This is a genomic window from Pseudochrobactrum asaccharolyticum, assembly GCF_003314995.1.
Taxonomy (GTDB): domain Bacteria; phylum Pseudomonadota; class Alphaproteobacteria; order Rhizobiales; family Rhizobiaceae; genus Pseudochrobactrum; species Pseudochrobactrum asaccharolyticum.
In genome coordinates, this window is sequence record NZ_QNRH01000002.1 from 305,764 (window position 1) to 319,317 (window position 13,554).

The following is a 13,554-nucleotide window of genomic DNA, read 5'->3' on the forward strand; positions in this document are numbered from 1 at the left end:
ATTTACGTTTACGTCAATGGAAACCTTGTGCCGGATGTTGATATCGGCATAATCTTGTTTAAGTTGTTGGCAGACCGATCTGAGTGAGGAAGATCGCAATACCGGAAACGCTCCGGTGGCATATGCCGGCACAACAGGAATTCTGGGAGGCAGAATGACACGTTCAAGTGATGCGAATGCCAAGGCCGCTGCACCAAAGAGCACGGCAAAGAAAACCGCAACCACAGCTGCATCAACTGCTGCTGCGAAGCCGGTCAAAGAATCCGTGGTAAAAGCACCACCGGCCACAAAGGCCAAGAAACCTACAGTTAAAAAAGAGACCGCACCTGCGACTGCTGTGAAGACTGAAGCTGTCAAAAAGACAGCAGCACCAATCAAAAAATCGCCGGTGAAGAAGACCGTAAAAACGGAAGCTGCTGAGAAACCGGTCACCGTTGCGGAAACAGCGAAAAAGCCTGCCAAATCCGCCACAGCAAAACCGGCGGCAAAGGCGAAAACACCGGCTGCAAAGCCCGTGAAAGCGGCAGAGCCAACTGCAGCTCCTGAAAAACCAAATGCCAAACCGGCAACCAAGGCTCCGGCAGCGGAAAAGAAAAAAGCTACGCCTGTCGCAGTTGCAAGCACAGCAAAAGCTGAAACACCGGCAGCAAAACCTGCTGCCGCTGCCAGTCCTTATGATACGAAGCCGTGGCTCAACAGCTATCCGCAAGGGGTTGCCTCCACGCTGGAACCATCCCCCTATCAGTCGATTGTTGATCTGATTCAGACCTCGTGCAAAAAATATGCAGACCGCCCTGCCTTCACCTGTATGGACAAATCACTGTCCTATCGGGAGCTGGATGAAAAATCCGAAGCTCTGGCTGCATGGCTGCAATCACGTGGGCTGGTCAAAGGCGACCGCGTTGCCGTGATGATGCCGAATGTGCTGCAATATCCTGTTGCGATTACCGCAATTCTGCGCGCCGGTCTGGTAGTTGTAAACGTCAACCCGCTCTACACGCCGCGCGAGCTGGAGCATCAGCTGAATGATGCCGGTGCCAAGGCAATCATTATTCTTGAGAATTTTGCCCATACACTGCAAAAAATCCTGCCGAACTCTCCGGTCAAGCATGTGCTTGTCGCAACGATGGGCGATATGTACGGCCTCAAAGGTGCAGTGATCAATTTCGTCGTGCGGCGCGTTAAGAAGATGGTGCCCGCATGGAGCATTCCTGCCCATAACAGCTTCAAATCCGCACTGGCAGCCGGTGCAAAACAGAGTTTCAAACCGGTCAGCATTGCGCCGGATGATCTGGCTTTCCTGCAATATACCGGCGGCACAACCGGCATCTCCAAGGGTGCCATGCTGATGCACAGCAATATTATTGCGAATGTGGAGCAGATGCGCCTGTGGCTGGATGTGGCGTTTCAGGTCAAAGGCCGCCCTGAAAATATCAATTATATCTGTGCCCTACCACTCTATCATATCTTCGCACTGACCGTGAATGCGATGATGGGGATTCAGCAGGGCGCGCGCAATGTGCTGATCCCGAACCCGCGTGATATTCCGGCCTTTGTAAAAGACCTGCAAAAAGCACCGTTCCATATTTTCCCGGGGCTCAACACCCTGTTCAATGCGCTGATGGAAAATGCGGAATTCCGCAAGCTGGATTTCAAACCGCTGATCCTGACACTCGGTGGCGGTATGGCTGTCCAGCGTCCTGTGGCAGAGCGCTGGGAAAAGATGACCGGATGCCTGATTACAGAAGGCTATGGTCTGTCAGAAACCTCACCGGTTGCCACGGCCAATGTGCTGAATGCCACAGAGTTTTCCGGCACAATCGGCCTTCCGGTTCCCGGTTCTGATGTCGCAATCCGTGACGATGACGGCCAGAATGTAGCATTGGGGGAAGTCGGCGAAATCTGTGTGCGTGGCCCGCAGGTGATGAAAGGCTATTGGAACCGGCCGGACGAAACCTCAAAAGCCATTTTTGCTGACGGATTCTTCCGCACCGGCGATATGGGCTTCATGAATGAGCGCGGCTTCACCAAAATAGTGGATCGTAAAAAGGATATGATCCTTGTCTCCGGCTTCAATGTCTATCCGAATGAGATTGAAGAAGTGGCAGCCGAACATCCGGGAGTTGTGGAAGCAGCCGCCATCGGTATCGCTAATGAACATTCCGGCGAGGTGGTCAAACTCTATGTTGTGCGCCGCGATCCGGAACTGACTGAGGAAGCTTTGAAGGCATTCTGTGCCGAGCGTCTGACCAATTATAAGCGCCCGCGCATGATTGAGTTTCGCGATAGCCTGCCAAAGAGCAATGTCGGTAAAATTCTGCGCCGCGAATTGCGTTAACGCAGGTTCTTTGCAGCACTTTGTTTTAAAAGGAAAAACCGGATCAATGTATCCGGTTTTTCTCTGCCTCGCCTCATGACCGGCCTCCCGCACTCGGGAAACAAAACACAACCGGCAGATTTTGACTGAGATAAATTAACAGCTATCCAAATATTGCTGTATTTCTATATAACGAAAATAATTTCAGAAAATCGGGAAGTGTTCTGATATCGGTTTAAACGGGAAAATAGAAATGGTGTTACGCGGCGCTGCTGTCTTTGTCTCTCTGGTGCTTTTCGGCGCTCAGGCACAGGCCGCATATGAAAAAGAACTTGGCCCTCTCGCAAATACAGTCAGTACGCAACTGCTTAAAGGCTGGAATGTAAAACAGCAGGACGGCTGGGTCTTGCTGCAAAATTTCACGGCCAGTGAAAGCGAGCAGTCACTTTCAGTTCACGCCGGACAGCCGCCGGAAACCGGCCGCATTATCAGCGCAGCCCTCGGGGTCTATTCTGAAAAGCCCAACGCTTCCGTTGGCATTACCCTCGGCAACCGTGCGCAGAAAAGCATCTGTCTTCTGGAAATTTCCGCCAATAAAACCGTGAACCTGTTTTGCACTGAGGGTGAGAAGCGCCACAATATTGCATCCGTTCCGAACCTCGCCAAACTTGATGGTTCCGATATTGTCAAAATCATTGAAGTGCCGGGGGCTGCCCGCTTTCTTCTCAATGATCAGAAAATTGGTGAGATCAGCGATATCCCTGCTCTCGGTGCCGAGGTCGGCATCATGGCATATGATATCGGTACATTTGCCATCACCGGCTTCAATATTGATTCAAATCTGAATACACAATTACCACCGCGCTCAGAGACAGGCGGCACCGCACCTGCTTCCGGTTCCGGTTCCGGTTCAGGGATAGATGCCTCCACATCAGGTGAAGGCCCGCTGCCTGAGTTCGGCAATGACACGGTGCGTCTGATCTCTGTTTATATGGGACTGGTGCAAAGTATTCTGATGCATGAATTCGGCCATGCGCTGATCGGTGAGCTGCAATTACCATCCACCGGCCCTGAAGAAGATGCCGTTGATGTTTATGCGGCTTTACAGGTTGTACAGCCGACCATGTATCCTGATCCGAACAAAGAAGTGAATGAGATCGCCAATGGCGCAGCAACCTATGCCGCGCTGCAATGGTACTACAGTGGTAAATTGTCGGAAATGAAAGGTGCGGATACGTCGCCTTGGCAGGATGAACATACCGCCGATCTCAAGCGTTTCCGCAATATGTTCTGCATCATGTATGGCGGCAATCCAAGCGTGTTTGAGCCAGTCGCGCAAAGCGTTGGGCTGGAAGAACGCACCAAAGCCCGCTGTGGCGATGAATTTAATAAACAAAACCGCGCGTGGCGGCGTATTCTCGCACCGCATACCCGCGTCGGTGCATGGCATCCTGACGGCGAAGTACCGGTGAATACACCGGGAGCACCGATTACCGCTATTTTTGAACCGTCCCAGCGGCGTGTTGGCAATTTGCTTGCCAATCACCTTTCCGGCGGTTTGAAAGGCTACATTCAGCGCCTTGGCGAAACTTATGTTATGCCGCGTCCGGTACAGATCACCTTCAAGGATTGTGGTCAGCTGAACGCATGGTACAGCCCGCGCGAAGGCACAGTGACCATGTGCTATGATCTGATTGAGCATCTTGCCGTGATGATCTCGGATATTGAAATGAAAACCGTCGGCGGCCATGACTCCGCACCGGAAGGCGGAGCAATCCCTGTTTCCACCTCTAGTGGCGGCAGTACCGGCGGAGACACAACGTCTGCACCAGCCTCTGCACCGGTTGCCAAACGTTTTGACGAACTGGAAGATCTGGGCGTTCCGCAGACAGTCATGCTGTTTCCCGCACCTTATAAAGGCGCAACACCGAACTACATCAAAAAGGCCAAGATTATCAAAACTGTTGATCTTGTTGACATGCTGAAAACTGAGAAAAACATCCTGCTGATTGATACTGGCGGCTTACGGGAAACATTGCCGGAGGCCTATTCTCTGGTCGATGCCGGTACAGACGGCAGCACCACAGATCGTTTTCAGTCTGCACTGAATGAATGGCTGATGGATAAAACCAAAGGTCAGCGGGACGTGAAACTGGTCTTTTTCGGTCAGAGTATGCAGGAGCGCACCTCATTTAATGCTGCTTTGCGGGCAGGCACCTTGGGCTGGCCGACCTATTGGTATCGCGGCGGTCTGGAAGCATGGCTCGCCAACGGCCTGCCGACAGTGACGCTGAAATGACCGGTTACTATGGGGCAAAGCCGGATGATGCCGATATTCAGGAACAGCACATTATGAATAAAAACAAACAAAATTTCTCAGGCAAACTGGTGCTTGCGGCCGCTATCCTAAGCACAATGCTGATGAGCAATACCGGTTTTGCGCAGGAAAAATCCATTGATTCATATTATGCACGGCTGAGCAAAAAAGATCATTACAACTCATCAGGTAATCTCCTGACCAAAGTTGAAGGTATTATCCAGCAGGATCGTGCCAATGTTTATGCGCTTGGACATCGCGACCCGGAAGACAATCTGGATTTCTTTTTTGACATCAAAGAAAACCGCGCTTTGATTGGTAAACTGATAGCCAACAGCCAGATCAGTGATGAAACCAGTGCCGCAATTATTAACGGTACACCGCTGGTATTTGTGCAAATCTATAATGGCTATGTCAAAATCAAAGTCATGCCTGAATAAGAAAAGGCCGGTGAAATCACCGGCCTTTATGCTTTTACAGTGATTCCAGTTAAGATTGAATCGTTGGAACCGCTGTAACTATTTGTTTTTACGCATTATCCATTGCCAAAACCGGTTCCCGCTTTTGCTGGAAATGCTATAAAGTCAAAACTTATTTTCCGGCCAGATAGTCCGGCAGGTCTGCAATGGATGACAGCACAATATCCGCCAGCGGTTCCAGAACCTCACGCGGGCTGTTGCCTGTCAGCACACCAACCGCCAGACCGGCCTTAGCTGCTCTGGCACATTCCATATCATGCGGATTGTCACCAACCATAGCCACTTGCGCCGGTGTAACACCAACCGTTTCAGCAAAATGCAGCAACGGATCCGCATAAGGTTTGGCGCGTGCTGCCGTGTCATAGCCGATAAAGCCGGAGAACAGATTGCTGATCCCCAAAGCTTCTGCCGTTGCACGGGCACCGGCCTCGGAATCATTGGTGGCAATCCCTAAGATAAAACCTGCCTGTTTCAGCGCCTGCAATGTCTGGCTCAGAGCTTCAACGGCAACTGCCTGTTTTGCTCCTTCTTCAACACCATAGACATCATATTCCGCGACACGCGCACGGCGCTGTTCATCCGTATCCTGCGGATGCCAGAGCGCAACAATATCTTCAACCGTACCGGCGGCAATCACAGAATTCGCGCGGAATTTCTCCGCTTCGGCATCATAGCCACCGGCATCCAGCAATGACTTTGCAAGCACATCATCACCGGCAGCAGAGCGTCTGGCCAGTTCACAGGAAATGGAATACCAGGTCCTGTTGAAATCAACCAGCGTGCCATCCTTATCGAAAAGAATAGCACGAATTGCTTTTTCAGAGCCGGACGGCGCTGCTACAGTTTCAGACATTATGCCTCCAGTGAACCGGCAGGTTTTGCTTGTGCTGACGGCTCATCGCCGATCAGTTTCATGACATCATCACCGCGGCGCAAATAGCGCAGACTGCGATGGGTTAAAACGCGACCGGCCTGCGGCGCACATAACTGAATATCAGATTCCGGCTCGCCCGGAACCGGTACGATCGTTGCCAGCAGGTCGCCTTTTTTAACAATATCGCCCAGTGCCACATGATACAGCACCATACCGCCCTGCGGTGCTCGGATCATTTCCACACGCGAGAAAGGCGCAATCGGCCCGCTGAACGGCTCGCCCAACTGGCTGGAAGCATCATCGACTACACCACGATGAACGAGGAATCGGTATAGCCCTTGCGCATCGGCAAGACCAGTGGCTGGATTAACATCATTGAGGCCGCGGAATTCAACCGTTGTCACAGCGCGGCGGCGCATATCGCGCTCACTCGCTTTCATGTGCAGCAGCGGATTAACGCAGGCCTCTTCAAAGGCAGCACTGACCGTTGAATCACCGGCCAGAATAGCAGTTGAACGCAGCGCCGTTGCCAGATCGCGCAAATCTTCCGCATAATTTTCATGCACATAGAGATAGTTTTCGCTCTCATCATCACAATGCAGATCAAGCACAATCTCATGCTTCAAAGCCAGACGAACCAGCATTGCCTTGATACGCTTGTCCAGCGATACCGGCGCATCCGGTTCCGGCAGCGCCGAGGTATCGAAATTTTCAAGCAGCGGGAAATTACGATTGAAATTCACGCCGGAGAAAAAGTCAAAGCGGCCGAGATGCTGATGGCTCTGCCACTGATTGGAAGCCACCGGATTGGCCTGCGGCACAAGGGTGATATTCCCTTTAATCCGGCCTTCATCAGCAGCTTTTTGCAGCATCGGGATCAGAAAATGTAGTGCTGCCTGCCCCGGCAATTCAGCACCGTGTAAAGATGATTGCAAATAAGCCGTTGGCGCTGTTGCATCTGTTCCTGCGAACCGCAGGACGCGCATTTCCACCTGAATGCCCGGTACATCACCGGCAAACTGTATCCGATCCGTTTTCATTGCTGCTCCACCCAAAGCCTTACTATCAGCCAAGCCATTAGACTCCGGCTATCATTACAATCTCTACTACTGAAATTTCAATATTCCCGCTGCCCTCACAGCAGGGAACCATCGCTTCAATCTCAGCACAAAACACCAATCCCGATAAATTGTCACGTACTTCCCGACGAAATACGCAAAAACAAAGGGATAGCTGCTTATCGATTTTCAGAAAACCGAAAACTCAGAGAGACTGACGCAGATGCGCGATCAGACCTTGTGTTGAGGCATCGCGACCATCGGCACTCTGCTTACCGTTCACCACATCCAGCAATTCAGTTGCCAGCTCTTTGCCAAGCTCAACGCCCCACTGATCAAATGCATTGATGCCGAAGAGTTGTGCTTCAACAAAAACACGATGCTCATAAAGAGCAATCAAACGGCCAAGCGCAAAAGGCGTCAGCTTGTCATAGATAATCGTAACCGACGGACGATTACCGGAGAACACACGATGCGGGGCAATACGTGCCACATCTGCTTCCGGCATTTTGCGCGCACGCAATTGCGCTTGCGCCTCTTCCAGCGTGCGGCCTTTCATCAGAGCTTCGCTCTGCGCCAGACAATTGGCCAGCAACATCTGGTGCTGTTCCGGCAGTTCCGTTTCATGGCTGTGCACAGCAATCATGAATTCCAGTGGGATCGTATCCGTGCCCTGATGCAACAACTGGAAAAATGCATGCTGACCATTGGTGCCGGGCTCACCCCAGACCACAGGGCCGGTTGTACCGGAAACCGGCGAGCCGTCACGCTTCACGCTTTTGCCATTGGACTCCATATCCAGCTGCTGGAAATAAGCAGGCAGACGCGCCAGATGCTGATCGTAAGGGATAATCGCACGGCTGTTAAAGCCGCAAATATCACGATGCCAATAGCCGATCACACCCAGCAACATCGGCAGGTTCTGCTCGAATGGTGCTGTCCGAAAGTGCTCGTCCATAACATGCGCACCGGCAAGAAATTCTTTAAAACGCTGTGCGCCGATCGCCAGCATCACCGGCAAACCAATGGACGACCAGACGGAATAGCGACCGCCGACCCAATCCCAAAAACCGAAAACACGCTCCGGTCGGATGCCAAAAGCCGCCACCTTATCAAGCGCCGTGGATACCGCCACAAAATGAGCGCCGACAGCCTCTTCCCCCAAAGCATCTGCTACCCATTGACGGGCGGTTTTGGCGTTGGTCATCGTCTCAATCGTGGTGAAGGTTTTCGACGCAATAATGATCAGTGTGGTTTCCGGATCAAGTTCACGCAGCGTATCGGCAATATGCGACGGATCAATATTGGAAACAAAATGCGTATTCGGCCCGTCATGATAAGGAGTGAGTGCCAGCGTTGCCATCACCGGCCCGAGATCGGAGCCGCCGATACCGATATTGACCACATCCGTAATGCTGCGCCCTGTCGCACCTGCCAGATCACCGGATCGGATTGCCTCACTGAACAGGCTCATACGATGCAGAACCTCCTGCACCTCCGGCACGACATTTTCCCCGCCGGTGACAATCACATCATCCGGCTTTGCACGCAGCGCCACATGCAGAACGGCGCGATTCTCTGTGTTATTAATCAGCTCACCGGCGAACATGGCATCGCGCTGCCCTTCGACATTGCAGGCCACCGCCAGATCTTTGAGCAGTACCATTGTCTGATCATTAATCCGGCACTTTGACCAGTCGAGCAGAAGATCACCCATTTTAAGAGAAAAACGCTGAAAACGCTGCGGGTCACTGGCAAAAGCCATGCGCATATCCTGCTGCCCGGCAACTGTCTGCCAATGGGCCTTCAGTGCACGCACACCTGCTGCAATACCCGCTTCATTTCCTGCCATGCTAATCTCTCCCTAATGAAGAATAACCGCTTCTCAAGTCACAACCTATAACACTATAATTATGAACCGATTGAAGTGTTTTAAGGGCATGATAAATAAAAACAAAATTCAGCCGTTGTTTTCTTGTGATTAAAACCGATATCATGATCAGGAATGCAGTCTGCACTTAATTCTGCCTGCACTGCAAGCCCCCTCAGTAAGAGAGAAAATTTAAAGGGTAAATATGGATCTGACCGGTGAAGAACGCATCAATGCGCCCAGACAAGCCGTATGGAATGCCATGAATGATGTGGAAATGCTCAAACCCTGTATTCCGGGCTGCGAGACACTGGAACGCCTCTCTGACACCGACATTCAGGCAGCGATCCGCGTTAATCTCGGCATTATCAAAATCCGTTTTCACGGCTTGCTGATCCTCTCCAATCTCAATCCGCCGTTTTCCTATACTATCAGCGGTGAAGGTCAGGGTTCTGTCGCCGGTTTTGCCACCGGCAGTGCCGATGTGGAACTGATCGAAGAAAGCCCCGATGTCACTCTTCTGCGCTACACAATCAACGGCGATGCAGGCGGCAAGATCGCCCAGCTCGGCACTAAATTGCTTGGCAATGCAGCACGCAAAATTGCTGACCGCTTTTTCGCCAGCATCGGGGAAGAAGCAGCAAAATCAGTCCGTCAGGACAGCTCTATTTTATGAGTATTATCGTCATATTTTGACCATCTGATAAAAAATTTGACCTTCCGCAAAAATCTGTCATGCTGAAGTCACAGCAGCAAAAAAGCATGCGTACAAAAAATGCTTTGCTCTGACAGATTGCGGAACCGGCGTTTAATAAGGGAACCACGCCGCTTCCTCACCATGCAGCAATGAATCATGCGGAGCGCATATCACATGCGTTCTGAGACAGCTTTCGCATAACCGGATTTGTCTGCACTTATTCGTACAGCATCCGGCGACTCTGACATCTTGTTTTTAGTGCATTCTCGCGAACACAATTTGCGAAATGCCCGGGAGGAGTGAAAGGGCATGAGTGACCATAACGGGAAACCGGGTATGAACCGCAGTGCGGATACAACCGCACCGGATATCAGACCCAATCGTCTGAATGACTATCAGGATATATTTGCAGATCTGCATCCGCCGCTCGATAAGCATGAGGCATTGGTCGAGGCTGACCGCTGCTATTTCTGCCATGATGCGCCATGCATGACGGCCTGTCCGACCCATATTGATATTCCGCAATTTATCCGCCAGATCGCCGGCGGCAATCCGCAAGGCGCTGCCCGCACCATTCTGAGCGAGAATATCCTCGGCGGCATGTGCGCCCGCGTCTGCCCGACGGAAACGCTTTGCGAAGAAGCCTGTGTGCGTGAGGCCGCTGAAGGCAAGCCGGTACGTATCGGGCTATTGCAACGCCATGCCACAGATCACCTGATGGACAGCGGCGTTCATCCTTTCACCCGTGCGCCGGTTACCGGTAAAAGCGTGGCCGTTGTCGGTGCGGGACCTGCCGGTCTTGCCTGCGCCCATGCGCTGGCACGTGAAGGCCATACGGTGACAATTTTTGAAGCCCGCCCAAAAGGCGGCGGCCTCAATGAATATGGTATCGCCTCCTATAAAAGCGTTGATAATTTTGCCGCGCGGGAACTGGAATTCATTCTGAAAATCGGCGGCATCACCATTGAAACCGGTAAAGCGCTGGGTAAAGACATCCAGCTGGATGCGCTACGCTCCGGTTATGACGCCGTGTTTCTGGGGCTTGGCCTTGGCGGCACAAACCGGCTGCATATTGCCGGTGAAGATGCCGACAACGTGCTGGACGCCGTGCGTACCATTGCCGAATTACGTCAAAGCTCTGACCTCTCCCGCCTGAATATCGGCAATGATGTTGTCGTCATCGGCGGTGGTATGACGGCCATTGATATTGCTGTGCAGATCAAGCGGTTAGGTGCGGAAAATGTAACACTGGCCTATCGCCGTGGTCGTGAGCATATGAATGCCAGCGTCTATGAACAGCAACTCGCGCAGATGGAAGGCGTGCTGATCCGCGATAATCTGCAACCGGAAGAAATTCTGCTCAATGATCAGGGACAGGCCATAGCCATACGCCTCGCCCAAACAGAGCAGCGTGACGGCAAACTGGTTGCAACCGGTGCCACACTCACTGTGCCGGCTGATCAGATTTACAAGGCCATCGGGCAAAAACTCGACGGCCAAGGCCTTGGTGCCAGCGGCATAGAAATGAGCGGCGGCAGGATTAAAACTGACGCTGAAAACCGCACCAGTATGCAGGGCATCTGGGCTGGCGGCGACTGTGTGGCAGGTGGTCAGGACTTGACTGTTTCCTCCGTGCAGGACGGCAAAGTTGCAGCGCAATCCATCCATCAGCATCTGATGCAGCTGCCGGAAGCCGTCAGCGGTTTTGCTGAGGCCGTACTGGCAGCCAATCGCAAGGATCTGCCAAGCCTCTGGCCGCAAACTCCGTCCGTTCACACCCACGCGACCTCCTCGGCAAAGGATCACTGACATGGCTGATCTGACCACGAATTTTCTCGGTATCCGTTCCCCTAATCCGTTCTGGCTGGCCTCTGCCCCTCCAACCGACAAAGCCTACAATGTGGAGCGTGCTTTCAAGGCCGGTTGGGGTGGTGTTGTCTGGAAAACACTGGGGGCTGAAGGCCCGCCGGTCGTCAATGTCAACGGCCCGCGCTATGGTGCCATCTGGGGCGCTGATCGCAGATTGCTCGGTTTCAACAATATTGAGCTGATTACCGACCGCTCACTGGAAATCAACCTGCGTGAAATGAAAGAGGTCAAAAGCCGCTGGCCTGACCGCGCGCTGATTGCCTCTATCATGGTGCCTTGCGAAGAAGAGGCATGGAAAGCCATTCTGCCACGGGTGGAAGAAACCGGCGCCGATGGTATTGAACTGAATTTCGGTTGTCCGCACGGCATGAGCGAGCGCGGCATGGGTGCCGCTGTCGGTCAGGTGCCGGAATATGTGGCGATGGTGGTGAAATGGTGCAAACAATATAGCCGTATGCCGGTGATCACCAAACTCACCCCGAATATCAGCGATATCCGTATGCCTGCACGGGCTGCCAAACATGCCGGTACAGATGCCGTATCGCTGATCAATACCATCAACTCCATCGTGTCGATTGACCTCGACAATTTTGCCCCGCAACCAAGTATCGACGGACGCGGTTCCCACGGCGGCTATTGCGGCCCTGCGGTCAAACCGATTGCGCTAAACATGGTGGCCGAAATTGCCCGCGATCCGGAAACACGGGGACTGCCGATGTCGGGTATCGGCGGCATCACCACATGGCGCGATGCGGCGGAATATATTTCGCTCGGCTGCGGCACAGTTCAGGTCTGTACGGCGGCCATGACCTATGGTTTCAAGGTTGTACAGGAGATGATTGACGGTCTGTCCGACTGGATGGACAGCAAAGGCTATCATTCACTGGATGACTTCCGTGGTCTTGCTGCCCCACAGGTCACCGACTGGCAATATCTCAACCTCAATTACACCACCAAAGCGCGGATTGATCAGGATGCCTGCATCAAATGCGGCCGCTGCCATATTGTCTGCGAGGATACATCCCATCAGGCAATTACATCTATGGTCGATGGTGTGCGTCATTTTGAGGTGATTGATGAAGAATGTGTCGGCTGCAATCTCTGTGTGAGCGTCTGCCCTGTGCAGGATTGTATTACCATGGAGCAGGTTTCCGGCATTGATCCGCGCACCAAAGAACCGATCAGCCCTGATTATGCCAATTGGACGACCCATCCGAACAATCCGATGGCGCGACACAAACAGGCTGCGGAATAGGAGCGGTCAACTGTGACAAGACAGACAGTCATCACAGCACATAACACAGATAGCGGCAGCAATCTTTCTGCCGCTATTCCTCCCCGCTTAACCCCGTCTTGTTTAACCCCTCTCTGTTTAACGAGGACGGATACCATTAAGCAGAATAGCGCTCACAGCCTGCACCGTATTTTCACAACAATCCGGCGCATCAAATTTCTCGCCAAGCACGGCGCGCAATTGTGTTTCAAAGTCAGAATAATGCTGCGTCGTTGCCCAGATCGTAAAGATCAGATGATGCGGATCGGTTTTGGCCAGCCTGCCCTCATCCATCCATTGCCCGATTACCGCAGCCTTTTCATCCACCAGCCTGCGCATATCCTCTTGCAAGAAAGTGCCGATCGCCGGTGCGCCATGCATAATTTCGTTGGCAAAGAGGCGCGATGCAGCGGGATTGCGAAACGCCATTTCAATCTTGTTACGGATGTAAGTGCCAAGCTCTTCCAGCGGTTCGCCCTGCGGATCAATGGCCTGCATCGAAGCCAGCCATTCTTCCATCGTTTGCTGCAAAACGGTGGTATAAATCTCCTCCTTGCGGCGGAAGTAATACAGAAGATTGGGCTTCGACATGCCGGATTTCAGTGCAATCTGGTCGATGGTAGAGCCGCGAAAACCATAGGTGGAGAACACATCCAGCGCCGCTTCCAGAATGAGTTTGCGGTTCATCTCCTGAATACGCGACAGATTCTCCGGCGCGGGCTCCCCGTCCGTTTGCCATTGCGGCGAGAGTTTCAGAGAGCGCTTGGTACGAGCAAGCGTTTTATCCTGCGGCATGTCGG

Annotated in this window: 10 protein-coding genes; 6 read left to right on the forward strand and 4 right to left on the reverse strand. The window is 52.6% G+C overall.

Annotated features, from left to right (window positions below; all coding sequences use genetic code 11):
* Positions 1–154 precede the first annotated feature (154 nt).
* The 3 genes from DFR47_RS05980 to DFR47_RS05990 all read left to right on the forward strand — a co-directional run bounded on the left by DFR47_RS05980 (position 155) and on the right by DFR47_RS05990 (position 5,074).
* Complete coding sequence (locus DFR47_RS05980) at positions 155–2,338, forward strand: long-chain-fatty-acid--CoA ligase (RefSeq protein ID WP_113943490.1); 2,184 nt, start codon at positions 155–157, stop codon at positions 2,336–2,338.
* Between the two features lie 232 nt (positions 2,339–2,570).
* Positions 2,571–4,616, forward strand: coding sequence for a DUF4344 domain-containing metallopeptidase (locus tag DFR47_RS05985; RefSeq protein ID WP_113943491.1), 2,046 nt, complete (start codon positions 2,571–2,573; stop codon positions 4,614–4,616).
* Positions 4,577–5,074: a hypothetical protein gene (locus DFR47_RS05990; RefSeq protein ID WP_147245500.1), complete on the forward strand. Its 498-nt coding sequence runs from the start codon at positions 4,577–4,579 to the stop codon at positions 5,072–5,074. Before DFR47_RS05985 ends, DFR47_RS05990 begins: the two co-directional genes overlap by 40 nt.
* Positions 5,075–5,225: 151 nt before the next feature.
* Here the strand turns inward: DFR47_RS05990 and DFR47_RS05995 are convergent, their stop codons facing one another.
* The 3 genes from DFR47_RS05995 to pgi form a co-directional block, all read right to left on the reverse strand.
* Positions 5,226–5,966, reverse strand: a complete 741-nt coding sequence (locus DFR47_RS05995; protein ID WP_113943493.1) for an HAD family hydrolase — start codon at positions 5,964–5,966, stop codon at positions 5,226–5,228.
* The gene (locus DFR47_RS06000; RefSeq protein ID WP_113943494.1) at positions 5,966–7,027 is read right to left on the reverse strand and encodes a succinylglutamate desuccinylase/aspartoacylase family protein; all 1,062 of its coding nucleotides are present in this window, start codon (positions 7,025–7,027) and stop codon (positions 5,966–5,968) included. The genes DFR47_RS05995 and DFR47_RS06000 overlap by 1 nt, the downstream gene beginning before the upstream one ends.
* A gap of 223 nt (positions 7,028–7,250) precedes the next feature.
* A complete protein-coding gene (gene pgi, locus DFR47_RS06005) occupies positions 7,251–8,897 on the reverse strand; it encodes a glucose-6-phosphate isomerase (RefSeq protein WP_113943495.1) in 1,647 nt (548 codons plus the stop codon).
* Between the two features lie 223 nt (positions 8,898–9,120).
* On the opposite strand from pgi, the gene DFR47_RS06010 reads away from it, so the two are divergent.
* The 3 genes from DFR47_RS06010 to preA all read left to right on the forward strand — a co-directional run bounded on the left by DFR47_RS06010 (position 9,121) and on the right by preA (position 12,736).
* The gene (locus DFR47_RS06010) at positions 9,121–9,591 is read left to right on the forward strand and encodes an SRPBCC family protein (RefSeq protein WP_113943496.1); all 471 of its coding nucleotides are present in this window, start codon (positions 9,121–9,123) and stop codon (positions 9,589–9,591) included.
* Between the two features lie 330 nt (positions 9,592–9,921).
* Positions 9,922–11,421: an NAD(P)-dependent oxidoreductase gene (locus DFR47_RS06015; RefSeq protein WP_113943497.1), complete on the forward strand. Its 1,500-nt coding sequence runs from the start codon at positions 9,922–9,924 to the stop codon at positions 11,419–11,421.
* A 1-nt stretch (position 11,422) separates the two neighbouring features.
* Entirely contained in the window at positions 11,423–12,736 is a 1,314-nt protein-coding gene (gene preA, locus DFR47_RS06020; protein WP_113943498.1) for an NAD-dependent dihydropyrimidine dehydrogenase subunit PreA, read from the forward strand.
* Positions 12,737–12,853: 117 nt separating this feature from the next.
* Here the strand turns inward: preA and DFR47_RS06025 are convergent, their stop codons facing one another.
* Entirely contained in the window at positions 12,854–13,510 is a 657-nt protein-coding gene (locus DFR47_RS06025) for a TetR family transcriptional regulator C-terminal domain-containing protein (protein ID WP_374788344.1), read from the reverse strand.
* Positions 13,511–13,554 lie beyond the last annotated feature (44 nt).